This is a genomic window from Ideonella margarita (genome assembly GCF_038066635.1).
In the GTDB taxonomy this organism is placed as follows: Bacteria; Pseudomonadota; Gammaproteobacteria; order Burkholderiales; family Burkholderiaceae_C; genus Ideonella; species Ideonella margarita.
The window spans coordinates 303,822-329,173 of sequence record NZ_JBBUTI010000001.1; the positions used below are offsets into that span (position 1 = coordinate 303,822).

A 25,352-nucleotide genomic window follows, 5' to 3' on the forward strand; every position below is an offset into this window, starting at 1 on the left:
CCATGCAAGCCTGGGCCCACGACACCGCCATCGTCGACGCCGGCGCGCAGCTGGGCGAAGACACCAAGGTCTGGCACTTCAGCCATGTGTGCGCCGGGGCGCGTGTTGGCGAGCGCTGCTCGTTCGGGCAGAACGTGTTCATCGCCAATGACGTGGTGATCGGCCACAACGTGAAGATCCAGAACAACGTGTCGGTCTACGACGCGGTGACGCTGGAAGACGATGTGTTCTGCGGCCCGAGCGTGGTGTTCACCAACGTGCATAACCCGCGTGCCGCCGTGCCCCGCAAGGCGGAGTACCGCCGCACCACCATCCGGCGCGGTGCCACGCTGGGCGCCAACGCGACCATCGTGTGCGGCGCCACGGTGGGGGCGTGGGCGTTTGTGGGCGCGGGCGCCGTGGTCACGCGTGATGTGCCTGACTTTGCGCTGGTCACCGGTGTGCCGGCGCGCCAGACGGGCTGGATGAGCCGTCATGGCGAGAAGCTGGCGCTGCCCGTGCGGGCCGTTGACGGCGCCGAAGCTGCGTGCCCGGCCACCGGTGAGCGTTACCGTCTGGTGGCGGGCCGGCTCACGCTGCAGGCGGGCTGATCAGCCGCCCGGGCTGATTCAGCTCAAGCCACCCGTTCCGGCCAGCACAGGGCCAGCATGCGCTGGTGATAGGCCACCAGCGTCGGCATGGCCAGCACGCGCGCCTTCAGCGGGATGTCGAGTGGCGTGTTCAGCAAGGTGTGCAGGAAGGCAAAGCCAGTGGCGTCGATCGTCGCTGGCGCATCACCCAGCAGAAATGGTTGATCGCCCAGAAAGTCGCGCAGCGCGGACATGATCTGCTCGCCGTTGGCCGTGAGCTCTTCCGGAGATTTGCGGCCCGCGCCCTGGGCCTGCAACTGCTTCTGGATGCCATTGCGCGCCTGGGCAAAGGCCAGCGGTGCAAACAGCTTCGGCACGCCCAGGCCCTGGAAGTAGTGCGCCATCTCGGCGCGCAGCAGCGCCTGGTTGCCGGGCGGCGTCCAGCGCCACCACACAGCCGTGAAGTAGAGATCTGTTTCCAGCATTGATTGCACCGCCCGGGCGAGGGCGCGCTGCTCAGGCGTGCGTTGCCAGTCACCGAGCGGGTCGCCGTGGCGCTCCCGCAGCGCATTGATGATGGCGGTGGAGTCGGGTAGCCGCTGGCCGTCCATGTCGAGCACCGGCAGTTTGCCCTGGGGCATGCGCGAAGGAATGGACAGCCGGGTGGTGAAGGGCAACCTGGCCAGCCGCAGCCAGGTTTGCAGCTTCACGCTGAAGGGGCTGAGGTCGATGGTGTTCCAGGCGGGGCCGTAGGTGTGAACGATCAGATCGGGCATGCGGGCATCATCAAGCGTGTTCCGGAGCGCGCATCATCGCCGCTGTTTGGCTACCCGCAGCCGGGCTTTGCCCACCTGCAGCCACCCATGTCCGCGTCCATCCCAAAGTTGGCGACAATCACGGCATGCAGTTCACGGACCTCCAAGCCCAGTACGCGGCCCTCAAGAGCCAGATCGACAGCCGTATCCAGCGTGTGCTGGACCACGGCCAGTACATCATGGGCCCCGAGGTGGCCGAGCTCGAAGGCGCGCTGGCGAAGTTCACCGGCAGCCGGCACTGCATCACCGTGTCCAGCGGCACCGAGGCGCTCCTGATCGCGCTGATGGCCCTGGATCTGCAGCCCGGCGACGAGGTCATCACCAGCCCCTTCACCTTTGCGGCCACGGCCGAGGTGATCGTGCTGCTGGGGGGCGTGCCCGTGTTCGTGGATGTGGAGCCGGACACCTGCAACATCAACGCCGCGCTGATCGAGGCGGCCATCACGCCACGCACCCGCGCCGTGATGCCGGTGAGCCTGTACGGCCAGGTGGCCGACATGGACGCCATCAATGCGGTGGCTGCACGCCACGGCCTGCCGGTGATCGAAGACGCCGCACAAAGCTTCGGCGCCAGCTACCAGGGGCGGCGCAGCTGTGCGCTGTCGACCTTCGGCGCGACGAGTTTCTTTCCGAGCAAGCCACTGGGTTGTTATGGCGATGGTGGCGCGCTGTTCACCGACGACGATGCGCTGGCGCAGGCGGCCCGCGAGATTCGCGTGCATGGCCAGAGCGCCCGCTACACCCACACCCGCGTGGGCGTGGGGGGGCGCATGGACACCCTGCAATGCGCCGTGGTGCTGGCCAAGCTGCCGCGCTTCGAGTGGGAGCTGGCGCGTCGCCATGCGCTGGGGGAGCGTTACCGCGAGTTGCTGGCCGGCCTCAAGCTGCAACTGCTGGCCGTGCGGCCGGACCGTGATTGCGTGTGGGGCCAGTTCACCGTGATGGTGGAGGGCCGCACCGAGGTGCAGGCTGCGCTCAAGGAGCTGGGTGTGCCCACGGCCGTGCATTACCCGCGCCCGATGCACCAGCAGCTGGCCTATGAGCGCTTTGCGCCGGCCGCCGGCTGCCCGGTGAGTGAGCAGGTGGCTGCCCGCGTGATGAGCCTGCCGATGAGCGCTGACCTGACCGAAGCCGACCAGGACCAGGTGGTGGCGGCGTTGCGCAGCGTGGTGGGCGCCTGAAGCCGACCTCTGCCCCCACCGTGAGCGGCAAGCCCCTGCAAGGCCTGGCCCGGGCCACCTTCACGCTGCTGGTGGGGGGCGCGATGGCGCAAGCCTTGCCCTTGCTGCTCGTGCCCTTGCTGACGCGCCTGTTTTCACCGGCTGAGTTTGGTTTGTTCCACCTGTTTGCTGCGGTGGCGGCCAACCTCGCGGTGGTGGCCTGTGCGCGGTTTGAATTTGCCTTGCCGCTGGCTGCTGACGAGCCCGAAGCGCAGGCCCTGCGCGCGCTGTGCCTGCGCGTGCTGGCAGGCACGGTGGCTTTGAGCGCGCTGGGGGCCGTGGGCTGGTGGCTGGCGGGCGCCGCTGCATGGGTGGCATGGCTGCCGGCGGCGGTGGCCGCGGCCGGGGCGGTGTCGCTGGCCACGATGTGGGCCACGCGCGCCCAGCGCTTCCAGGCGCTGGCGGTGGCACGGGTGCTGCAGTACGGCGGTGCGGCGCTGGCGCAGGTGGCCGCGGGCTGGGCGGGTGCCGGGGTGCCTGGCTTGATCGCCGCGCCCATTGCCGCTGCGCTGCTGGCCACGGCCTGGCTGCGGCTGCCGCTGGCATGGGGATCGGCCGATCTGGTGGATTGGCGAGTGCTGGTGCGCAAGTACCGCGACTTCCCGCTGCTCAACACCCCGCATGCCTTTGCCGGCGCCCTGCAAGACACCGCCAGCGTGGCCCTGATTGCCGCCACGCTCGGCCCGGCCGCTGCGGGCTTCTGGGGCCTGGGCCTGCGTTACCTGAAGGCACCGGCCACGCTGGTGGGCAGTGCGGTGTCGCAGGCGCTGTATCCGAAGCTGGCCGCAGGCGGTGGCCGGGCCACGGTGGCGGGGCGGCAGGCGGTGCGGCAACTCATCGGCTTGTTGGCATTGGGCGCGGCGCCGCTGGTGCTGGTGTTGTGGACACTCGGCCCCTGGCTGTTTGCCTGGCTGTTCGGGGAGGCCTGGCGTGAAGCCGGCTCACTGGCCCAGGCACTGGCGCTCTACATCGGCCTGCACTTCATGGCCGCGCCGCTGGCGGTGGTGACCATGGTCTGGCAAGCGCAGGCCTGGGCGCTGAAGCTGGCGCTGTTCGGCCAAGTGCTGTTCGTGGGTGCGTTGGTGGCCGGCATGGCCTGGGGCGGCCTGCAGGGCGCGGGCTGGGCTGTGTCGGTGGCCATGACCGGCTATTTCGGCTATTACATGCTGGCACTGGCCCGCTGGCCGGTGAGCACCGACCCCGTGCCCGATCCAATGGAACAATCTGCACCGTGAAAACCGCCTTGCGAGCCCTCATCAACCGCTGGCGCCGCCGTTGGGTGCGCGCGCTGCATCACCGCGTGCTGTTCGGCGAGCGCAGCCAGGGGCGATTGCTGCCGCACACGCGCATCTCGCCGTCGGCCTGCATCGAGCATGAAGACCGGCTGGAGCTGGGCGATCACGTTTTCATCGGCCCGTTCAACTTCATCGAGGCCAGCGGTGGCATCACCCTCGGCGAGGGCGTGCAGGTGACCAGCCATTGCAGCATCGTCACGCACTCGTCGCACCGCTCGCAGCGCCTGCTCGGCGACGCCTTCGCCAACTGGCCGACCGGCATGGTGGGCACGCGGCCGGGCTGGATCAGCGGTCCGGTGGAGATCGGCGCGTACAGCTTCATCGGCCCGCACAGCCTGATCGAGGCCAATACCCGGCTGGGCAAGGGCACGCTGGTGTGTGCTGGCAGCTTCGTGCGCGGCGAGTACCCGGATTTCGTGATCCTCGAAGGCCAGCCCGCCCGCGTGGTGGGCGACAGCCGGCGCGCTGACGAAGCGCTGCTGGTGCGCCACCCCGAGCTGCGCCCTCTGTATGAAGCCTGGGCGGGCACCGGCGGGCCGCTGTGATGCGCCTGGTGCTGATCGGCGATGGCGACAGCCCGCACCTGCTGAAATGGGCGCGCGCGCTGGCGCCCCGGGTGGAGTTGTGGGCGGTGTCCAGCCGCGGCTTTTTGCCGGGCTTTGATGCCGTGCTGCCGCCCGAGCGGCGATTGGCGCTGGGCACGAACCCCCGTTTTGAAGGCGGCAACGCCGGCTTGCTGAAGGCCCTGCCGACGCTGGTGCGCTGGCTGCGGCAGGTGCAGCCGGACTGGCTGGCGCCGCACTACCTCACGTCGCATGGCACGCTGGCCTGGCTCGCCGTGCGTTGGGGTGGTGTGCGGGCCCGCATCGCTGGCTCGGCCTGGGGCTCGGACGTGCTGGTGGCGCCTGAGCGCAGCCGCGTGCTGCGCTGGCTCACCAGCCGTGTGCTGCGCGCCTGCACGCTGTGCACCAGCGATTCCCGCCACATGACGGGCCGCATGTTGGCCCTGGGGGCGGGCGAGGTGATGACCTTTCCGTTCGGGCTGGAAGCCCTGCCTGAACTGCCGGCCACGCGCGATGAACACCTGTTTTTTGCCAATCGTGGCCTGGAGCGTCTGTACGCGCCCGGTCGGGTGCTGGAGGTGTTTGCGGCCCTCAGCCAGGGCTGGCCCGAAGCACGGCTGGTGGTGGCACACGACGGCAGCGAACGCGCCGCCCTGGAAGCCCGCGCCGCGCAGCCGGACCTGCTCGGCCGAGTTGCCTTCACGGGCCGGCTGGACGCTGAAACGCAGGCCGGCTGGTATGGCCGAGCCCGCTGGTACCTGAGCTTGCCAACGAGCGATTCGGTGTCGGTGTCGGTGCTTGAAGCCATGGCCCATGGCGCGATGCCCGTGCTGTCTGATCTGCCCGCCAACCGGGAGCTGGTGGTCGACGGCGAGAACGGCATCATCCTGGCCGATGGCGAATTGCCAGGTCGGCAGCGCCTGGCGCCACTGGCCAGCCGGGCCGATGCGGTGAGCCGCCAACTGCACGACTGGGTGGGCGAGCATGCCCTGTTCCCGCGCAGCGTGGCGACGTATGTGGAACGCCTGGAGCAGCTGGGCGGGCAGCGCGCTTCATGAACATCCTCTACCTGAACCACTACGCCGGCTCGCCCGCACTGGGCATGGAATACCGGCCCTACTACCTGGCCCGTGAATGGGTGCGCGCCGGCCACAAAGTGACCATGGTGGGCGCTGATTTTTCGCATGTGCGCAGCCGCCAGCCCACGGCTTCCAGCGAGGTGGTCGACGGCATTGACTACCGGTGGTTCAAGACGCCTGCCTACCAAGGCAATGGCCTCGGCCGGGTGAAGAACATCGCGGCATTCCTGAAGCAGGTCTGGCAGCAAGCCCCGGCGCTGGTGGCGGCGCACAAGCCCGATGTGGTGATCGCTTCCAGCACCTACCCGATGGACATCTGGGTGGCGCGCCGCCTGGCTCGGCTGGCTGGCGCCACGCTGGTGTTCGAGGTGCATGACCTGTGGCCGCTGTCGCCCATTGAGCTCTCGGGCATGTCGCCCTGGCACCCGTTTGCGTTGCTGTGCGGCTGGGCTGAAAAAACCGCCTACCGCTGCGCCGATGTGGTGATCTCGATGCTGCCCAAGGTGCATGCGCACATGGCCTCGCGCGGGCTGGACCTGCGCAAGCTGACCATCGTGCCCAACGGCATTTCGCCCGACGACTGGCAGCAGCAACCCGAGCCGCTGAAGCCCGAGGTGGCGCAGGCCATCGCCCAGGCCCGGCAAGCCGGCCACACCGTGCTGGGCTATGCCGGCTCGATGGGCTTGCCGAACGCGCTGGACACGCTGCTCGACGCCGCCGCCAGCATGCGGAGCGCCCCGGTGAGCGTGGTGATGGTGGGTGACGGCCATGAGCGCGCCCGGCTGGTGCAACGCATCGCTGACGAGCAGCTCGCGAACGTGCATTGGCTCGGCCCGATTCCGAAGGCGCAGATCCCGTCGTTCCTCGCGGCGATCGACCTGGCCTACATCGGCTGGCAGCGCGTGCCCATCTACCGCTTCGGCATTGCGCCCAACAAGCTGATGGACTACCTGATGGCGGGCTGCCCGGTGCTGCATGCGGTGGAGGCGGGCAACGACCCGGTGGCCGAAGCGGGCTGTGGCGTGACCGTGCCGCCCGAAAGCGCCGAGGCCGTGGTGAGCGGCCTGAACACGCTGCTGCAAGCCTCGCCCGACGAGCGCCGCGCGATGGGTGAGCGGGGCCGCGCCTTTGTGCTGGCTGAGCACACCTACCCCGTGCTGGCCGAGCGCTTTCTGCAGGCCTGCCGCGCGGCGGGTGCAGGGCCTGGCACCTCGCCCTGAGGGCGGCGTTCCGGTGGACAATCTGCCTTGTGCCGCGCCACCTGCGCGCTGAACCGATATTTCCTGAACCATGACCGCTGCTGCCGACCTGCCATTTCTGCCCTTCGCCCTGCCCGAGATCGGTGAGGAAGAGATCAATGAAGTGGTCGACACGCTGCGGTCAGGCTGGGTGACCACCGGCCCGAAGGCGCGCCGCTTCGAGCAGGCCTTCACAGAATTCCTGGGTGACCCGTCGCTGCAGAGCATCGCCGTCAACTCGGCCACGGCCGGCCTGCACCTGGCCCTGGAAGCCCTGGGCATCGGCCCGGGCGATGAGGTCATCACCACCACCCACACGTTCACCGCAACGGCGGAGGTGGTGCGCTACCTTGGGGCCGACGTCAAACTGGTCGACATCGACCCGCGCACCCTGAACATCGACGTGGCGGCCGTGGCCGCGGCCATCACGCCGCGCACCAAGTGCGTCATCCCGGTGCACTACGCCGGCCTGGCTGCCGACATGACCGCGCTGCTGGCCCTGGCCCGCCAGCACGGCTTGAAAGTGGTGGAAGACGCTGCGCACGCGCTGCCCACCACCCACCATGGCCAGCTCATTGGCACGCTGGGCAGCGACGTGACCGTGTTCAGCTTCTACGCCAACAAGACCATCACCACCGGTGAAGGCGGCATGCTGGTGACGCGTGATCCGGCGATTGCCGATCGGGCCCGCGTGATGCGCCTGCACGGCATCAACCGCGACGCGTTTGACCGCTTCACTGCCAAGGTGCCGAGCTGGTTTTATGAAATCGTCGCGCCCGGCTTCAAGTACAACCTGACCGACATTGCCGCGGCGCTGGGTCTGCATCAACTCGGTCGTGCGCGTGGCTTCCAGGCCAAGCGTGTGGCGCTGGCGGCCGATTACGCCGAGGCGCTGGCTGGCCTGCCGCTGGTGCTGCCACCCGAGCCGGCTGCGGGTGATCTGCATTCGTGGCACCTGTATGTGGTGCGCCTGAGCGATGACGCGCCCATCTCGCGTGACGCCTTCATCGAGGCGCTGTACGCCGAAGGCATCGGCTGCAGCGTGCACTACATCCCGCTGCACCTGCACCCCTATTGGCGCGAGACCTACGGCCTGCGCGCCGAAGACTTCCCGCACAGCCAGCATGCGTTCGAGCGCATGGTGAGCCTGCCGCTTTACACCCGCATGGGCCGCGACGACGTGCTGCGCGTGGCCGCGGCGGCGCGGCGCGCACTCGGCCGCGCCTGACACCGCTGATGGCCAAACGTGCCTTTGATGTGCTGGTGGCCTTGCTGGGGCTGCTGGTGCTGGCGGTGCCCGGGATGTGCCTGGCACTGGCCATCAAGCTCGACAGCCCGGGGCCGGTGTTCTTCAGGCAAGAGCGCGTGGGCCGGGGCGGGCGCTTGTTCCGCATCCACAAGTTCCGCACGATGCGGGTGGATGCCGAGCGCGCCGGCCAGTTGACCGTGGGCGACGACCAGCGCATCACCCGCGTTGGCCATTGGCTGCGTGCCCGCCGGCTGGATGAGTTGCCGCAGCTGATCGACGTGCTGGTGGGCAGCATGAGCCTGGTGGGCCCGCGCCCGGAAGTGCCGCGCTACGTGGCGCTGTACCCGGCCGACCTGCGGGCCGTGGTGCTGAGCGTGCGCCCCGGCATCACCGACCCCGCCTCGCTGGCCTTCCGCAACGAGGGCGAGCAACTGGCGGCTGCCGCCGACCCCGAGCGCGAGTATGTCGAGGTCATCCTGCCGGCCAAGCTGGCCGCTGCGGCGCACTATGCGGCGCAGGCCTCGCTGCTGCGCGATGTGGGTGTGCTGCTGCGCACAGTTCGCGTCTTGTTGCGCGGCTGAATTCAGGGGGTGGCATGCGGCCATCCAACCGCTGCGCCCCACTTAAAATCTCTCGATCCAACCACCTTCAGGGAACACACCTTGGCAACCGTACTTCTGACCGGCGCGACTGGCTACATCGGCTCGCACACCTGGCTTTCGCTGTTGGCGGCTGGTTTCCAGGTGGTGGGGGTGGACGACTTTTCGAACAGCTCGCCAGAAGTGCTGAAGCGGCTCGAAGCCCTGTCGGGCCAGCAGCCCGACTTCGTTCAACTCAATGTGTGTGACCCGGTGGCGATGGATGCACTGTTCGCCGCGCGCCGCATCGACGCCGTGGTGCACTTCGCCGCGTTCAAGGCCGTGGGCGAATCCACTGCCAAGCCGCTGGAGTATTTCCAGAACAACCTCGGCGGCCTGCTGAACACCTGCCAGGCCATGCGCCGGCATGGCGTCAAGCGCATCGTCTTCAGCTCGTCGGCCACGGTGTACGGCCAGCCCGACGTGCTGCCGATCCGCGAAGATGCCCGCACCAGCACCACCAACCCGTATGGCGCCACCAAGCTGATGGGTGAGCAGATGCTGGAGGCACTCGCCGCTTCTGATGCTGAATGGCAGATCGCTTGCCTGCGTTATTTCAACCCGGTTGGCGCTCATGAGAGTGGCCAGATCGGCGAAGACCCGAGCGGCATCCCGAACAACCTGATGCCCTACGTGGCGCAGGTGGCCGTGGGCCGCCGCGCTCGTCTGCAGGTGTTTGGCAGCGACTACGACACCGCCGACGGCACCGGCGTGCGCGACTACATCCATGTGGTGGACCTGGCCGATGGGCACGTGGCTGCGTTGACTGCGCTGCTGCGTGGCGAACCCAGCTTCACCGTGAATCTGGGCACGGGCCAGGGCTACAGCGTGCTGGACGTGGTGGCGGCCTACGAGCGCGCCAGCGGCCGCCCGGTGCCTTATGACCTGGTGCCGCGTCGCCCGGGCGATGTGGCCGCCTGCTACGCCGACCCCGCCACCGCCAAGGCCAAGCTGGGCTGGGTGGCCACGCGCGGGCTTGATCAGATGTGCGCGGACAGCTGGCGCTGGCAGCAGCAGAACCCGAACGGGTTCGGGCAGCCTGCGGCGTGATGCGCTCACTCGAAGCGCTGGTGCAGCGAGCGCTGACCCTGGCGCGGCGCTACCGCCCGTGGGCGGCGTCGGCCGTCGACGCGCTCGCCATCGTGCTGGCGTGGCAGGCGACGTATCTGTTCCGCCTCGGCTTCGAGCGCTGGTTGCATGAGCGTCCGCCGTACGACGCATGGGTGTTGTTGGGCGTGGTGGCTGTCTACCTGAGCGCTTTCGCCTTGCTGAAGCTGCCGCAAAGCCTGTGGCGCTTTTCCGGCTTTGGCGAGGTGCGGCGCCTGACGCTGGCCTGCTTCGGTGCTGGCCTGGTGTGTGCCGCTGGCGTGATGGGCCTGCAGTTGTATGGCGTGCCGCGTGCGGTGCTGGCGCTGCACCCTTTTGTCGCCTTGATGGCGGTGTGCGTGGTGCGCATCGGCTATCGCATGCTGCACGAACATGCCCGCGCCCGGGCGGCTGGGAGCGATGCCGATATCCGCCGCGCGGTCGTGATGGGGGCAGGTGAGGCGGCCCGCCGCCTGGTGGCGGGCATTCACCAGCAAGGTTGGCTGGTGGTGGGCTTGCTGGACGACGACACTGCCAAGCACGGTGCCCGGATCGCCGGCGTGCCGGTGCTCGGGCCCCTGGACGCCGTGCGCGACAAGGGCGTTCTGGGCGATGCCACGCACCTGATCATTGCGCTGCCCTCCGTCAGCGCGGCGCGTCGTCGCCGTGCGGTGGAGTTGGCTGGCGAAACCGGCTTGCCCGTGCTGACCGTTCCCTCCGCTGACGAGCTGCGTGAAGGCAATGCGGGCGTGACCCGAGTGCGCGACATCGAGCCGGAAGACCTGCTCGGGCGTGAGCCGGTGCAACTGGACGAGGCCGGCATCAGCGAAGCGCTGACTGGCAAGGTGGTGCTGATCACCGGTGGTGGTGGCAGCATCGGCAGTGAGCTGTGCCGGCAAGTGGCGCGCTTCAACCCGGCGCGGCTGGTCATCGTCGAGCTGTCGGAGTTCAACCTCTACACGATCGAGCAGGAACTGAGCGAGCGCCACCCCGCGCTGCCCCTGACCAAGCTCATCGGTGACGTCAAGGACCTCGACGCGCTGCGCATCATCTTCAGGCGCCAGCGCCCGCAGGTGGTCTTCCACGCGGCTGCCTACAAGCACGTGCCGCTGATGGAAGAAGACAACGCCTGGGCCGCGCTGCGCAACAACACGCTGGGCACGTACCACGCGGCGCTGGCCGCGGCGGAAACCGGGGTTGAGCGCTTCGTGCTCATCAGCACCGACAAGGCGGTGAACCCTACGAATGTGATGGGTGCCACCAAACGTGCGGCCGAAATGGTGATCTCGGCCATGGCCGCCGAGCACCCGGGCACCCGGTTCATGGCGGTGCGCTTCGGCAATGTGCTCGGGTCCAGCGGCAGCGTCATCCCGAAGTTCAAGGAACAGATCGCCAAGGGTGGCCCGATCACGGTCACCCACCCCGACATCATTCGCTACTTCATGACCATTCCCGAAGCCGCGCGCCTGGTGATCCAAGCAGCCACCATCGGTGAGAGCGGGCAGGTGCTGGTGCTGGACATGGGGGAGCCGGTGAAGATCGTTGATCTGGCGCACCAGTTGATCAAATTGGCCGGCCTGGGGCCGACCGGAATATCAATTGTGTTCACCGGGCTTCGTCCCGGTGAAAAGCTGTACGAGGAACTGCTGGCTGATCGGGATACCACGATTCCGACGCACTTCCCTCGACTTTTGCTTGCGAGCCTGGGTGATTCCGACTCGGTTGCTGATGTTTTGTCCTGGGTCGATGATCTCGCCTCGAATATCTCTGAATCTCTAGATGATCAAGATGTGCGAATCAGGCTTCGAGGTATCGTCCCAGAGTTTAAAAGTGCCTGAGCCAATACGGGGTCTTGAAGCTCACGATGCGCCAATACAGCAGCAGATAGGCTGCTGCGAAAGCGGCGGAAGCAATCAACAGAGCCGCCGTGTTGTCCCACCAGACAATCGCTGGGACGACGGCGATCATGTTGATCAGCCAAAGCGGGGGAGAGGTTCTGGCGTTTCCCGTGTTCGTTTCTAGGTTGCCGACATTCTTGCTGGACCACCGCATTTTCCTGCGGTAGATCAGCGTGTGCAGATGCATGCCATCGGGTCGGCTGATGCTCCTTCCTTGCAGAAAGTGTCGTCGATACATCGTGAAGAGGGTCTCGAAGAGCGGGTAGGCCATCAGGAGCATCGGCGATACAACCGACACGGATTGATTTCGGTTGATGAGCAAGAGCCCGAGAGATGCGACCCAGAAGCCCAGCAGATAGGCGCCTCCATCCCCAAGAAATATGATTCCTCGCGGATAATTCCAGACGAAGAACCCGAGAACCGCACCGCTGCAAGCCAATGCCAAACCGGCAACCAGTACGTCGCCATTCACCTTGGCGATGATGAATATTCCGGTGGATGCCGCGATCACCGACATTGATGCCAGACCGTTCATGCCATCAATAATATTCACAGCATGCACGACGCCGGACACAAAGAATATGGTGATGAATACGATTGCGATTGTCTGGATGCTTGCCAGGTCGCCTTTCAGAAATTCAATTTCCGGGCTTGGAATGTGAATATTCAGAATAAAGTACGCCATGAGTCCGGATATGAGCGCTGCAAATAGGCGTCGGCGCGGCGAAACATTCTTGGTGATGTCTTCCACAATGCCAGAAGCGAACGCGGGCGTTGCGCAAAGGGCGATTTGTATGCACTGAAGTGCGGTGTCTGGCGAGATTTTGGCGAGGACCATCACTCCCACGCAAAGCCCTGCCGATATACCAATCCCGCCTATTCTGGGCACAGGCACCAAATGCATCTTCTGTGGCCCCGTCAGGTCATGGTCAGCAGACCAGTGCCCGTGTGATTTTGACGAGCGGATTACACAGAGGCAAATCACCGCCGCCAAGACGAATGACGTTGTAAGAATCCAAAACATCAATGCTCTTCCAATATTTCTGCTGCTTGCCTGCCCGAGGGCTGTCGATCAAGCTATCATCTGTTCAATGATTGAACGCACCCCACTCCCTGTGCCGGTGCCTCCGTCTGGCAGTGGAGCTGACGGAGGTGTCGACGATGCGTCCAAGCTGGCTTTGCTGCGCTTCCTCACTGACCAGCACCAGCTTTCGCAGAGGCAATTGTCTCAGGCCTTGGGCCTCAGCCTTGGAAAGACGCACTATGTGTTGCATGCCCTGTTGGATCGAGGACTCATCAAGGCGCGCAACTTCCGGCGCAGCGATAACAAGCTGGCGTACGCGTACTTTTTGACACCTGCTGGGGTTAGTGAAAAGTTAAGGATTGCGCGCCGCTTTTTGGCGCTCAAGGAGAGTGAGTATGAGGCGCTGCAATGCCTTATACAGGAGTTGCGGGCCGATATCGCTACCCAAGAAGGGTGTGCGGAGCGTGGGGCTTGAGGCTCGTCGACGAGACTAGTGAGCGAAATGATCGTGAAAAATTTGAACAAGATTGCCCTGATTACTGGCGTTACCGGACAGGATGGCGCCTACCTCGCCGAGTTCCTTCTGAAGAAGGGCTACGAGGTGCATGGCATCAAGCGCCGCTCCAGTCTCTTCAACACGGATCGCATCGATCACCTGTATGAGGATCCGCATGTCGATGGTCGGCGCTTCATCCTCCATTACGGCGATCTCACCGACTCGACCAGCTTGACGCGCATCATCCAGAAGGTGCAGCCGGACGAGATATACAACCTGGCTGCCCAGAGCCACGTTGCTGTCTCCTTCGAGGAGCCTGAGTACACCGCCAATGCCGACGGTATCGGGGCGCTGCGCATCCTGGAGGCGATCCGAATTCTTGGTCTGACCAAGAAGACTCGCTTCTATCAGGCCAGCACCTCTGAGCTTTACGGCTTGGTGCAGGAGATCCCGCAGAAGGAGACCACGCCCTTTTATCCGCGCAGCCCTTACGCGGTCGCCAAGCTCTACGCCTACTGGATCACGGTCAACTACCGCGAGGCTTACGGCATGTACGCCTGCAACGGCGTGCTGTTCAACCACGAGAGCCCGCTGCGTGGCGAGACCTTCGTGACGCGGAAGATCACCCGTGCGATCAGCCGTATCGCGCTGGGCATGCAGGACTGCCTCTACCTTGGCAACCTCAGCGCCCTGCGCGACTGGGGTCATGCCCGTGACTACATCGAGATGCAGTGGCTGATGTTGCAGCAGGAACAGGCCGAGGACTTCGTCATCGCCACCGGTGTGCAGTACAGCGTGCGTCAGTTCGTCGATTTCGCGGCGCGCGAACTGGGCATCGAGCTGACCTTCGGTGGGGAGGGCGATGCCGAGATCGGCACCGTCCGGGCCGTGCACCCCGTCGATGGCGTAATCAAGGCGCAGTGCAAGGTCGGTGAAGTCATCGTGCGCGTCGATCCACGCTACTACCGCCCCACCGAGGTCGAGACCTTGCTGGGAGACCCTACCAAGGCACGTGAGAAGCTGGGCTGGACGCCGCGCACCACGCTGCCCGAACTGGTCCGGGAGATGGTCGAGGCCGACTACAACACGGCCCGCAAGGACCATCTGGTCAAGCAGGCAGGCTTCCAGGCCTTTGACCACCATGAGTGAGTCGCGGCAGGCCCCGGCGCGTGACTCCGTGATCTTTGTCGCGGGAGCCCGCGGCATGGTGGGCAGCGCCCTTGTGCGCCGTCTGCACGCGGGTGGCTACACGCGCGTGCTGGCTCCCGGGCGGGACGAACTCGACTTGATGGACGGTCCGGCCGTCCACGCGTGGTTGCAGCGTCACCAGCCCGAGTACCTGTTCATCGCGGCGGCCAAGGTGGGCGGCATCCAGGCCAACAACACCTACCGTGCTGACTTCCTTTACCAGAACCTCAGTATCCAGAACCACCTGATCCACGGCGCCCACCTCGCCGGGGTGCAGCGGCTGATGTTCCTGGGTTCCAGCTGCATCTACCCCAAGCTGGCGCCGCAGCCGCTGGTGGAAGACTGTCTGCTCACGGGTCCGCTGGAACCGACCAACGAGCCTTACGCGGTGGCCAAGATCGCCGGCATCAAGATGTGCGAGGCCTACAACGCCCAGCACGGTCGGCAGTACGTCAGTGTGATGCCGACCAATCTGTACGGTCCGAACGACAACTATGACCTGGCCAACAGCCATGTGCTGCCAGCGCTCATCCGCAAGGCCCACGAGGCCCGGCTGCGTGGCGATGCCGAATACGTTGTCTGGGGCAGCGGCACGCCGCAGCGCGAATTCCTTTACGTGGATGACCTGGCCGACGCCTGCGTGCATCTGATGGAGGCCGGCTACGACGGTCCCTTGGTCAATATCGGCACCGGCGAGGACGTGACCATCCGCGAGCTAGCCGAAACAGTCATGCGTATCGTCGGCTTCGAGGGACGCATCGTGTTCGACGCCAGCAAGCCCGATGGCACGCCGCGCAAACTGCTGGACGTCAGTCGACTGCGCGCTCAGGGCTGGCAGGCCCGCACCACGTTGGCCGAGGGTATCTCCGCGGCCTACAAGGATTTCCTCAGGGGCGGGTTGCGCACCGGGGCGGCGTCTGCCGCTTCTGCGGGCTGAAGCGGTACCGCCCAAACTCCTTTTCTTGCCGGTCCGCTCCGCAAGCGCCGGTTTCATCGCGTCTCAACCTGCAGCGATCATGTTCAATCAAAAATCCATCCTCATCACCGGTGGCACGGGCTCGTTCGGCAAGAAGTATGTGCAGACCCTGCTGTCACGTTACAAGCCCAGCCGAATCGTCATCTATTCCCGCGACGAGCTTAAGCAGTTCGAGATGCAGCAGGAGTACAACGCACCGGCCATGCGCTATTTCATCGGTGATGTCCGCGACCGCGAGCGCCTGTCGCAGGCCATGCGTGGCGTGGACTACGTCATTCACGCCGCTGCCCTGAAGCAGGTGCCGGCCGCCGAGTACAACCCGATGGAGTGCATCAAGACCAACATCCACGGCGCCGAAAACGTCATTGCGGCGGCGATCGAGAACAAGGTCAAGAAAGTCATCGCGCTGTCCACCGACAAGGCTGCCAACCCGATCAACCTGTACGGTGCAACCAAGCTGGCCTCTGACAAGCTGTTCGTGGCCGCCAACAACATGGTTGGCCAGGGCGGCACCTCCTTCGCAGTGGTGCGTTACGGCAACGTGGTCGGTTCGCGCGGCTCGGTTGTGCCCTTCTTCGAGAAGCTCGTCGCCGAAGGCGCCAAGGAGCTGCCGATCACCCATGAGCAGATGACCCGTTTCTGGATCAGCCTGCAGGAGGGCGTGGACTTCGTGCTGAAGAACTTCGACCGCATGTGGGGCGGCGAGATCTTCGTGCCCAAGATCCCGTCCATCCGCGTCACCGATCTGGCCGCCGCCATCGCGCCGCAATTGCCGATCAAGGTCATCGGCATCCGTCCCGGCGAGAAGCTGCACGAGATCATGTGCCCGGCCGACGACTCGCACCTGACGCTGGAGTTCGGTGACCACTTCGTGCTGCGCCCCACCATCAAGTTCCACCACTCCGACCTGGACTACACCACCAATGCCCTGGGCGAAGTGGGCACGCCAGTGGTGCAGGGCTTCGAGTACCACTCGGGCACCAACCCGCACTTCCTGAGCGTGGACGAGATCCAGACCTTCAACCACAAGGCGATGGCATGATTCCCTACGGCCGCCAGCACATTGAACAGGGCGACATCGACGCCGTCGTCGAGGTGCTGCGCTCGGACTTCCTTACGCAGGGTCCGCGCGTGGTGGAGTTCGAACGCTGTGTGGCGGCCTATGTCGAGGCGACGCATGGCGTGGCGGTCAACAGCGCCACTTCGGCGCTGCACATCGCCTGCATGGCACTCGATCTCGGGCCGGGTGACTGGCTCTGGACCGCGTCCAACACCTTCCTCGCCTCGGCCAACTGCGGGCGCTACTGTGGCGCCTCGGTGGACTTCGTCGACATCGATCCGCTGACCTACAACATGAGCGTGCCAGCCCTGGCCGCCAAGCTCGTTCAGGCCGAGCAGCAGGGCCGTCTGCCCAAGGTGGTGGTGCCGGTGCACTTTGCCGGCCAGAGCTGTGACATGCGCGGCATCGCCGAGCTGGCTGCCCGCTACGGCTTCAAGGTGATCGAGGACGCCTCGCACGCCATCGGCGCCCGCTATCTGGACCGGCCGGTGGGCAATTGCGCCTACTCCGACATCACGGTCTTCAGCTTCCACCCGGTCAAGATCGTGACCACCGCCGAGGGGGGGTTGTGCACCACCCGGGATGCGGGCCTGGCCCAGAAGATGGAGCTGGCACGCAGCCACGGCATGACGCGCCTGCCCGAGCTGATGGAAGGTGAGTCGGAGGGCCCCTGGTACTATCAGCAGGTCTCCCTGGGCTACAACTACCGCCTGACCGAACTGCAGGCGGCACTGGGCCTGCACCAGATGCAGTCGGTCGACCGTTTCGTGGCCCGCCGCCATGCGCTGGCCGAGCGCTACGACCAACTGCTGGCCGGCCTGCCGCTGAAGCGGCCACACCAGACGCCGGACTCGTACTCGGCGCTGCACCTCTACCCTGTGGTGCTGGACGATGCAGGCCAGCGCCATCGCGTGTTCGAGGGTATGCGTGCTGCCGGCATTCTGGTCAACGTCCACTACATCCCGGTGCATCTGCAGCCCTACTACCGGCGCCTGGGCTCGCAGCCCGGCGACTGCCCGCAGGCCGAGGCCTATTACGCCGGCACAATCAGCCTGCCGCTGTACTACGACCTCGGCGAGGCCCAGCAGGACCATGTCGTGGCCGCGCTTGCCGCGTTGCTGAGCGCCGGGAAGTAAATTGCTGAGCCAATGACGCGCCGCATCCAGCTTGTGCTTCAAGCACGCACGGGTTCGAGCAGGCTCCCCGGCAAGGCGCTGCTCCCTTTGGCGGGCCAGCCTGCCGTATTGTTGGCTGCACGTCGTGCAACCCGCGGCGGCTTGCCGCTCATCGTGGCTACATCTGACGAAGCTGCCGATGACCTTCTCGCAGAGACAGTCAAGGCTGCAGGTATCGTCGTCCACCGCGGCGCGCTACAAGACGTTCTCGGGCGGTTTGAAGGCGCCGTGGCGCACCTGAACGCGGATGATGTCGTCGTGAGACTGACGGGCGACAACGTGTTGCCTGATCACGACTTCCTGGTTGCCCTGTTGACCATGTTTGATAGCGAGGGCGTTGACTATCTCGGAACGCATTCGCCCTGGGATGGTCTTGCCTACGGCCTCAGTGCAGAGATATTCAGCGTGGGTGTTCTGAGGGCAGCCGCGAGGCATGCCGACTCGCGCTTCGACCGTGAGCATGTCACCCCATGGATTCGCCGTCACGCAAAGACCGTCCCCGTGCAATGGCCGCATGCTGAGCCTGCGTGGGCCCGTCTGCGCTGCACCATGGACAGCTTTGCAGACTATCAGGCCCTTGTGGAGGCGTTCCACGGAGTCGATGACCCGGTAGCAGTTGCATGGCCACAGATTCTTGATCGGCTAGCGGCCGTCAGCCCAGGCCGGTTTTCTGCGCGAATCCCCTGCAAAGTGGATCCCCATGGCAAGCTGCAGAGCATTCTGACTCTGGGCGGAGCACAGTTCGGTCTGGACTACGGCATCGCCAACGAGGCAGGGCGGCCGGATGACCTGGAGCTCGGTCGGCTGCTGCGCATGGCTGCCGACGCGGGCATTTCGGCGATCGACACTGCGCGAGCTTACGGAGATTCGGAGCAGCGACTTGGCCATTGGCTCACCGGCCGGCATGAGGATCGTCTGCGGGTCATCACCAAGCTCGATCCTCTCGATGCTTTGCCGCAGGATGCCCACCCCGGCCATGTACAAGCGGCAGTTGACGCCAGTGTGCTCGCTTCATTGCGCGCACTGAAGCGTGACGAACTGGACACACTGCTGCTTCACCGTGCCGAGCACCGAACAGCGTGGAAGGGAATGGCCTGGCAACGGCTGATCTACTGGCGCCGTCAAGGGGTCATTGGGCGTCTCGGGGTGAGCGTTGCTGCTCCGCAGGAAGCAATGGATGCCTTGGCTGACCCCGAAGTGACTGTTCTCCAGTGTCCGGTCAACCTGCTTGACCAGCGTTGGCGCCAACCTGCCTGGCTTGAGGCAATTGCCGCGAGGCCGGACGTGGTGGTGTTCGCGCGCAGCGCCTTGCTGCAGGGATTGTTGGTACTGCCTGCCTCCCGCTGGCCGGAAGTCCCTGGCGTTGATGCGTCTGTCTTGCTGGATTGCCTCGACCGATCCGTGACGGCATTGAAGAGGCGCGATCGGTTGGACCTTGCGCTCGCCTACGTGCGCGGCTTGCCTTGGGTGCATAGCGTGGTGGTAGGTGTAGATCAAGTGTCGCAATTGGCGGAGCAATTGGCACTTGCGCAGTTGTCACCGCTAGACGCCGGCGCACGCGAGTTGGTGACTGCTGAACTGCCGTTCTTGCCTCTAGGCCTTCTGGATCCTTCGAAATGGAATCGCGCTCCATGACCTCCACTTCCGCTCCATTCGACCTTCGCCTGGACGGTCGCCGTGTGCTGGTCACCGGTGCGGCTGGCCACCTTGGTGCGCCAATCAGCCGCGGAATCGCGGCCTGCGGCGGTACGCCGGTACTGGCAGGTCGCACCGAGGCAACCTTGCATGCGCTCGCCGATGAGATTCGGGCGACTGGGGGGCAGTGCCAGGTACTCGTGCTTGATGTCAGCGACCGCGATGGCACACGTGCGGCCATCGATCATCTGTTGTCCGATGGCTCAGGTCTCGATGGCATCGTGAATGCCGCCTATGGTGGACGTGCGATCCCGTTCACCGAGGCAGTTGATGAGGATTTCGAACATGCGGAGCGTCTCAACGTCAGCGGCCCATTCGCACTGATTCGACAGGCCTTGCCTGCATTGGCGGCCAGCCGTGCCAACGGTGGTGCCTCGGTGGTAAACCTCAGCTCCATGTATGGGCATGTCAGTCCCGATCCGAGCATCTACGGTGACTCCGGCAAGAACAACCCGCCCTTCTACGGAGCGAGCAAGGCGGCGCTGTCGCAACTGACCCGGTATATGGCCGTACACCTTGCGCCGCAGGGTGTTCGTGTCAACAGTGTCAGTCCGGGACCGTTTCCTCCTGCTTCAATCGCGCAGAGCAACCCAGCGTTTCACGCAGCGCTGTGTGCCAAGGCGCCCCTTGGGCGAATCGGCGCGGCTCACGAACTGGTAGGGCCGGTGTTGTTCCTGCTATCGGCTTCTGCGTCTTACATCACGGGGATTGATCTGCCTGTTGATGGTGGCTGGAGGGCCTGGTGAGGGTTTCGTCGGAGCAGTTCAACGCTCCCGATGCTCGAGCTAGTGTCGTCTTCCGGCTGGACGCCTCGGCTCACATCGGCAGCGGCCACTTGATGCGCTGTCTGGCACTGGCTGCCGTGTTGAAAGAGCGGGGTGCAGATTGCGCCTTCCTGTTGCGGCCCTCGGCCAATCCTTGGGCAGAGCAGGTGCGGGCGGCCGGACATGTCCTGTACTGGCTGCCCGAGCCAGACGGCGCCATGACGGAGCCGGACGCGCCACCACAGGCAGACTGGCTCGGCACGTCCCAGGCTGCCGATGCACGGGAATGCCAGGCGCTGCTGCGCGATCGGCCGCGGCCAGACTGGTTGGTGGTAGACCACTATGCGCTGGACGCCCGCTGGGAGCGCGCATTGAGGCCGGCTGTCGGACGAATTCTCGTCATCGATGACCTGGCAGACCGACCCCACGAGTGTGACCTGCTGTTGGACCAGAACTTCCAGGACCCACTGCTGGGCGATCGCTATGCCAGCTTGTTGCCGAGTACTGCAAGGAGTCTGCTGGGGCCGCGCTATGCGCTGCTGCGCAAGGAGTTCGTGCGGCAGTCCGCGACCGACTTGCCGGATTGCAGGCGCCCCGTTCGGCACGTGCTGGTCTGCTTTGGCGGTGTAGCGCAGCAGGACATCACTCTGCGTTGCGTACGTGTCCTGGCCAGCCTGCCGGGGCTCACTGCCACCGTCATCGCTCCACAGACGATGCACGCTGATCTGCAGGTCGCGGCACATCCCGGCCTGTCGCTGAGGTTGCTGCCCCACACAGACAGGATGGCTGCTCTCATGCGGTCCTGTGATCTGGCTATTGGGGCCGGCGGTGGAATGCTCTGGGAGCGCTTCAGTCAGGGCCTGCCTGGCCTGGTGCTGGGCGTCGCCGACAACCAGAGACCCGGCATTGCTGCCTTGCTGCAGGGTGGCCTGGTGTGCGGCCACCCCGACGCAGATGCGCTGGACGATGACGATCTACGTGCACTGCTGCGCGGATTGCTGAGAATGGACGAGCTGCGAGCTGGGCAGGCCAGGCGCGCAGCCGCGCTGGTCGACGGTCAGGGCGCCGCGCGTACGGCCCGGCGGTTGCTGCAGCCGAGCCTGCAGTTCCGGCGCGCCTCGGCGGCAGACGCAGAGGCGCTGTTCGAATGGCGCAACCATCCCGACGTACGGCGCTTTTCGCACGATGACCGGCCGCTGGAGCGCGCCAGCCACGAACGCTGGTTCGCGCAGGTTCTGAGCAATCCGCAGCGCTGCCTGCTGATCGGCCAGCTCGACGGGACCCCAGTTGGTGTCGCCCGCTTTGACCTGAGCGAGTCGTCGGCGCTTATCTCTGTCTACCTTGCTCCGGACCATCTCGGCTCCGGCTTCGGGCCGCCCCTGATCAACCAGGCCTGTGAGTGGTTGCAGGGCCAGCATCCAGAGGTTCGGCAGATCCATGCCGAGATCCAAAATCGCAACGCAGCCTCACTGGCTGCATTCGCCACGGCGGGCTTCCAGCCCCACGCCCAAACTCTGATCCGTATCCAGGAATGACAATGAGCACCAACGATTTCATGATCGGCGACTTCCCGATCGGCCGCCATACCAAGCCCTTTGTGATCGCCGAGATGTCGGGCAACCACAACCAGTCACTGGATCGCGCCCTGGCGATCGTGGATGCGGCCGCCGACTGCGGTGCCCACGGCCTGAAGATTCAGACCTACACCCCAGACACCATGACGCTCGACCTCGCGGAGGGCGACTTCGTCATCGCGGACAAGAAGAGCCTGTGGGAAGGCAACACTCTCTACAAGCTTTACGGTGAGGCGATGACGCCATGGGAGTGGCATGCCCCAATCTTCGAGCGGGCCCGGTCGCGGGGCATGGTGCCCTTCAGCACACCCTTTGACGCCAGCGCGGTCGATTTCCTCGAGACACTTGACGTGCCCTGCTACAAGATTGCCTCGTTCGAGAATACCGACTTGCCGCTGATTCGCCGCGTCGCCGCCACTGGCAAGCCGCTGATCATCTCGACTGGCATGGCCTCCATCGCCGAACTGGACGAGACCGTACGTGCGGCCCGTGAAGCCGGCTGCCGTCACTTGATCCTCCTCAAGTGCACCAGTACCTACCCCGCCACGCCAGCCAACACCAACATCGCCACCATCCCACACCTGCGCGATCTGTTCGGCTGTGAGGTCGGGCTGTCCGACCACACCATGGGTGTGGGGGTGTCGGTGGCCAGCGTAGCGTTGGGTGCGACGGTTGTGGAAAAGCACTTCACCCTGTCACGTGCCGATGGTGGGGTCGACTCATCCTTCTCGATGGAGCCTGCAGAAATGCAGACCTTGGTCACCGAAACTGAGCGAGCCTGGCAGTCTCTGGGCCAAATCAGCTACGGTCCTACCGCGGCCGAGCGGCCATCGCTCAAATTCCGGCGTACGCTCTACATCACCCGGGACGTGCAGGCTGGCGAGCGCTTCGACGAAAGCAACCTGCGCGCCATCCGCCCCGGGGGTGGTCTGCCACCCAAGCACCTGGAGCAGTTCATCGGCCGCCGCGCCGGCCGCGCCATCGCCCGCGGCACGCCGGTGAGCTGGGACCTGCTGAGTGATGCGGCTGACGCCAGCCAGACCAACTGAGTTGCGAGCACTGGAATTTTGTCTTGAGTCTGATCAATAAGATCCTGCGCGGCGCGGCGCGTGTGCTGGCCCGTCGCCCCACCGATCCGCGTGTGGCTCCGCTGTGTGCTGCACTTCAGGCTGAAGCGGACCGGCTACCTGCTCCATCCGAAAACGGTCCGCTGCTGGCCGTTCAAGGTGTGGAGGACCCGCTGTTCTATGGGCTGTTCGCCTCGCTGGCTCTGGCGCTGCGCGACGCCACCGGCGCGCGCACCGCTCTTCTTCAGGTGCGTGCCATCAACGGAGCCATAGGTAACGACTGGATCGCCCGCATCGCTCGCTCGCTGCCTCTGAATTGGCTGGTCAACCGGCAATGGGCTGCAGCAAATCATGGGCTCATCGGATCGGTGGCCTACAGAAGTGATTCGCTCTCCCATCCGCTGGGCGATGCAGCCGACTGGTTTCGCGCGGGCCGCCTGTGGCGCTCGCTTCAGGCTTGCGACGACATCTCAGGGCTGCGCATCGATGGCGTTTTGGTGGGTGATCTGGTCATTGATTCGTTCCTGCGCTTCCGTCCCTCGCCCCGTTTCGACGTCACTGATCCATTTGTGCGGCACGTGTTGTGGCAATGCCTGCGCGATCTGCGTCGTGCCGGTGCCTGGTTTGCCAAGGCACGACCGTCGATGTATCTCAGCAGCTACTCGACCTACATCGAGCACGGCATCGCCGTGCGCGTTGCTTTGGCTCATGGCGTGCCAGTGCGCGTCTACGGCAACTTCATCACATTCGGCAAACGGCTAAGTACTGAAGACGTATTTCACACTGTCGACACCAGCGACTACCGGCGCGCCTTCGACGCCCGCCCGGACCAGGCCGAATGTCTGGCCGAAGCTGATCGGCAGCTGAGCGTTCGCCTGTCTGGGGGAATCGACACGGCTACGTCCTACATGAAGGTTTCTGCATACGCCGACAGTGGCACTGCGGTGCCTGTTGAGGTCAATGGTGCTGTCGTGATCTTTCTTCACGACTTCTATGACAGCCCACATGTTTACGGCGATCTAGTCTTCCCCGATTTCTGGGTTTGGCTGGATTTCACGGTCAAAACTTTGCGTGAGGCCGGCATCCCCTTCTGGGTGAAGCCGCATCCAAACCAGATCGCACTCAGCAGCGAGGTGATGAAGGATTTGCAGCGCGAGCACCCGGACCTGCGTTTGCTCTCCGCCAGCATCACCAATGCTCAGTTGGTGCGTGCCGGGATGCGCTGCGGAGTGACCGTCTATGGAACGGTGGCGCATGAGTTGGCCTACCTGGGCGTGCCGTGCATCTCCTGTGCGCGCCACCCGCACCATGCCTTCGAGTTTGCTCGCACTGCAAGCACTGCAGCCGAATACCAGAGCATGCTCCGCACACCGGGACATTGCCCTTTGCCGCAAGCGGAGATGAAGCGCCAAGCTCTGGCCTTCTACTTCATGCATAACCTGAACGGCGACCCTGAACTGCTTGCTCTGCGTCGCCAGTTCATCGCGTTTTGGAAGTCCAGCAATGCCGAGGACGCAAAGCCAGACAGCGTGCGCGATGGCCTGGCCGCGCTGCGCGCCCTTCCAGGGTGGCGCGATCACCTCGAGATACTGATCAAGGAGTTCACATCCCATGCTCGCTAAAGCCATGCAGTTGCCGGTTTTGGGTCCGGTCCTGGCGGCGCTGCGCGTCGCCGTGCTCAACCTCCGCAGCGTGTTGGTGCTGCCTTGGGGATTGCTGCGCTACCGGCAGACCCAGCGTACTCCTGAGGCTGCCTACCAGGCCATGGTCTGGCTCTTCTGCGTCAGCCGTGGCAAGTTCAACGACGTTGCTTCCCGGCTCCTCGCGCGGCGCAGGCCAAAGCTGCCACTGAGCTCTCGCTGTGGTGTGCTGGGCGATCTTGATGCGGGTCGCAGCGCGCCGTTGGTGGAGCGCCTGCGCGAGGATGGCTATGTCGTATTTCCCGGCGCGCTGCCGGCCGAGGCCTGCGATCGATTGATGAACTTTGCCCAGCGTACGCCCGCGCTGGTTCGCCGCATGGATCATGAGGCGGTGTCGAGCGTGCCGCGCAAGGCATTGTTCGATGCTGCTGAGCCGCTTGCCGTGCGCTACGACTATGACCCAGCCGATCTCCTCAATCACCCGGATGTACAGGCGCTGCTGGCCGACGGCTCGCTGCTGGAGGTTGTCCAGGAATACCTGGGCTGCGAGCCGCTCGCTGACGTACTCAGCATGTGGTGGCACACCAATTACCACACTCAGCCCGACGCTGAGGCCGCCCAGTTCTTCCACTTCGACATGGACCGGTTCAAGTGGTTGAAGATCTTCATCTACCTGACCGACGTGGGGCCCGAGAACGGCCCGCACGCGTTCGTGCGCGGTTCGCACCAGACCGGCGCCATACCTGACCACATCCTTCGTCGAGGCTATGTCCGCCTGACCGACGAGGAGGTGGCTGAGCACTATCCCGCCAAAGACGTGCTGGCTTTCTCGGCGCCCCGCGGCAGCATCATCCTTGAGGATACCCGCGGGCTGCACAAGGGGGCCCATGTCACTGGCGCCCCACGGCTGATTCTGCAACTGCAGTTCAGCAATACGCTGTTCGGTACCAACTACCCGCGCGCCCGGATCGGCCAGGTTGTAGCGCCAGAACTGTTGGCGATGCTGGACCGTGCTCCTTCGATCTACCGCCAGTACGCGTGAC

23 protein-coding genes are annotated in these 25,352 nt (G+C 65.1%); 21 read left to right on the forward strand and 2 right to left on the reverse strand.

The window, feature by feature from the left end:
• Positions 1-2: 2 nt before the first annotated feature.
• On the forward strand, positions 3-590 hold the full coding sequence (locus AACH00_RS01440; protein ID WP_341397157.1) for an acyltransferase: 588 nt from the start codon (positions 3-5) through the stop codon (positions 588-590).
• A gap of 23 nt (positions 591-613) precedes the next feature.
• Here AACH00_RS01440 and AACH00_RS01445 read toward each other — a convergent pair whose 3' ends face one another.
• Entirely contained in the window at positions 614-1,345 is a 732-nt protein-coding gene (locus AACH00_RS01445; protein ID WP_341397158.1) for a glutathione S-transferase family protein, read from the reverse strand.
• Positions 1,346-1,470: 125 nt separating this feature from the next.
• On the opposite strand from AACH00_RS01445, the gene AACH00_RS01450 reads away from it, so the two are divergent.
• From AACH00_RS01450 to AACH00_RS01490, 9 genes are all read left to right on the forward strand, one after another.
• The gene (locus AACH00_RS01450) at positions 1,471-2,565 is read left to right on the forward strand and encodes a DegT/DnrJ/EryC1/StrS family aminotransferase (protein WP_341397159.1); all 1,095 of its coding nucleotides are present in this window, start codon (positions 1,471-1,473) and stop codon (positions 2,563-2,565) included.
• 20 nt (positions 2,566-2,585) lie between these two features.
• Complete coding sequence (locus tag AACH00_RS01455; protein WP_341397160.1) at positions 2,586-3,839, forward strand: lipopolysaccharide biosynthesis protein; 1,254 nt, start codon at positions 2,586-2,588, stop codon at positions 3,837-3,839.
• Between the two features lie 8 nt (positions 3,840-3,847).
• Positions 3,848-4,444, forward strand: coding sequence for an acyltransferase (locus tag AACH00_RS01460; protein ID WP_341397464.1), 597 nt, complete (start codon positions 3,848-3,850; stop codon positions 4,442-4,444).
• The gene (locus AACH00_RS01465; protein WP_341397161.1) at positions 4,444-5,520 is read left to right on the forward strand and encodes a glycosyltransferase; all 1,077 of its coding nucleotides are present in this window, start codon (positions 4,444-4,446) and stop codon (positions 5,518-5,520) included. The genes AACH00_RS01460 and AACH00_RS01465 overlap by 1 nt, the downstream gene beginning before the upstream one ends.
• Positions 5,517-6,761 (forward strand): glycosyltransferase family 4 protein, encoded by a 1,245-nt coding sequence (locus AACH00_RS01470; RefSeq protein WP_341397162.1) that lies wholly within the window; start codon positions 5,517-5,519, stop codon positions 6,759-6,761. Before AACH00_RS01465 ends, AACH00_RS01470 begins: the two co-directional genes overlap by 4 nt.
• Positions 6,762-6,831: 70 nt before the next feature.
• Positions 6,832-8,007: a DegT/DnrJ/EryC1/StrS family aminotransferase gene (locus AACH00_RS01475; RefSeq protein WP_341397163.1), complete on the forward strand. Its 1,176-nt coding sequence runs from the start codon at positions 6,832-6,834 to the stop codon at positions 8,005-8,007.
• An 8-nt stretch (positions 8,008-8,015) separates the two neighbouring features.
• The gene (locus AACH00_RS01480; protein ID WP_341397164.1) at positions 8,016-8,609 is read left to right on the forward strand and encodes a sugar transferase; all 594 of its coding nucleotides are present in this window, start codon (positions 8,016-8,018) and stop codon (positions 8,607-8,609) included.
• An 81-nt stretch (positions 8,610-8,690) separates the two neighbouring features.
• Positions 8,691-9,716 (forward strand): UDP-glucose 4-epimerase GalE, encoded by a 1,026-nt coding sequence (gene galE, locus AACH00_RS01485; RefSeq protein WP_341397165.1) that lies wholly within the window; start codon positions 8,691-8,693, stop codon positions 9,714-9,716.
• Positions 9,716-11,590: a polysaccharide biosynthesis protein gene (locus AACH00_RS01490; RefSeq protein ID WP_341397166.1), complete on the forward strand. Its 1,875-nt coding sequence runs from the start codon at positions 9,716-9,718 to the stop codon at positions 11,588-11,590. Before galE ends, AACH00_RS01490 begins: the two co-directional genes overlap by 1 nt.
• Here the strand turns inward: AACH00_RS01490 and AACH00_RS01495 are convergent.
• A complete protein-coding gene (locus AACH00_RS01495) occupies positions 11,577-12,488 on the reverse strand; it encodes an MraY family glycosyltransferase (protein WP_341397167.1) in 912 nt (303 codons plus the stop codon). The genes AACH00_RS01490 and AACH00_RS01495 overlap by 14 nt on opposite strands.
• Before the next feature lie 253 nt (positions 12,489-12,741).
• On the opposite strand from AACH00_RS01495, the gene AACH00_RS01500 reads away from it, so the two are divergent.
• The 11 genes from AACH00_RS01500 (at position 12,742) to AACH00_RS01550 (ending at position 25,351) form a co-directional block, all read left to right on the forward strand.
• Entirely contained in the window at positions 12,742-13,149 is a 408-nt protein-coding gene (locus tag AACH00_RS01500) for a MarR family EPS-associated transcriptional regulator (RefSeq protein ID WP_341397168.1), read from the forward strand.
• Positions 13,150-13,176: 27 nt separating this feature from the next.
• Positions 13,177-14,319 carry a GDP-mannose 4,6-dehydratase gene (gmd, locus tag AACH00_RS01505; protein ID WP_341397169.1) on the forward strand — a complete coding sequence of 381 codons (1,143 nt, stop codon included), beginning with the start codon at positions 13,177-13,179 and terminating at the stop codon, positions 14,317-14,319.
• Complete coding sequence (locus AACH00_RS01510) at positions 14,312-15,295, forward strand: GDP-L-fucose synthase family protein (RefSeq protein ID WP_341397170.1); 984 nt, start codon at positions 14,312-14,314, stop codon at positions 15,293-15,295. Before gmd ends, AACH00_RS01510 begins: the two co-directional genes overlap by 8 nt.
• A 79-nt stretch (positions 15,296-15,374) precedes the next feature.
• A complete protein-coding gene (gene pseB / locus AACH00_RS01515) occupies positions 15,375-16,376 on the forward strand; it encodes a UDP-N-acetylglucosamine 4,6-dehydratase (inverting) (RefSeq protein WP_341397171.1) in 1,002 nt (333 codons plus the stop codon).
• A complete protein-coding gene (gene pseC / locus AACH00_RS01520) occupies positions 16,373-17,530 on the forward strand; it encodes a UDP-4-amino-4,6-dideoxy-N-acetyl-beta-L-altrosamine transaminase (RefSeq protein WP_341397172.1) in 1,158 nt (385 codons plus the stop codon). Before pseB ends, pseC begins: the two co-directional genes overlap by 4 nt.
• A gap of 12 nt (positions 17,531-17,542) precedes the next feature.
• Positions 17,543-19,204, forward strand: coding sequence for an aldo/keto reductase (locus tag AACH00_RS01525; protein WP_341397173.1), 1,662 nt, complete (start codon positions 17,543-17,545; stop codon positions 19,202-19,204).
• Positions 19,201-20,010 (forward strand): SDR family NAD(P)-dependent oxidoreductase, encoded by an 810-nt coding sequence (locus AACH00_RS01530; RefSeq protein WP_341397174.1) that lies wholly within the window; start codon positions 19,201-19,203, stop codon positions 20,008-20,010. Before AACH00_RS01525 ends, AACH00_RS01530 begins: the two co-directional genes overlap by 4 nt.
• Entirely contained in the window at positions 20,007-21,563 is a 1,557-nt protein-coding gene (gene pseG / locus AACH00_RS01535; protein ID WP_341397175.1) for a UDP-2,4-diacetamido-2,4,6-trideoxy-beta-L-altropyranose hydrolase, read from the forward strand. The genes AACH00_RS01530 and pseG overlap by 4 nt, the downstream gene beginning before the upstream one ends.
• A 2-nt stretch (positions 21,564-21,565) precedes the next feature.
• Entirely contained in the window at positions 21,566-22,651 is a 1,086-nt protein-coding gene (gene pseI, locus AACH00_RS01540; RefSeq protein WP_341397176.1) for a pseudaminic acid synthase, read from the forward strand.
• A 23-nt stretch (positions 22,652-22,674) separates the two neighbouring features.
• Positions 22,675-24,291: a hypothetical protein gene (locus AACH00_RS01545; RefSeq protein ID WP_341397177.1), complete on the forward strand. Its 1,617-nt coding sequence runs from the start codon at positions 22,675-22,677 to the stop codon at positions 24,289-24,291.
• Positions 24,281-25,351, forward strand: coding sequence for a phytanoyl-CoA dioxygenase family protein (locus AACH00_RS01550; protein WP_341397178.1), 1,071 nt, complete (start codon positions 24,281-24,283; stop codon positions 25,349-25,351). Before AACH00_RS01545 ends, AACH00_RS01550 begins: the two co-directional genes overlap by 11 nt.
• Position 25,352: the final 1 nt, after the last annotated feature.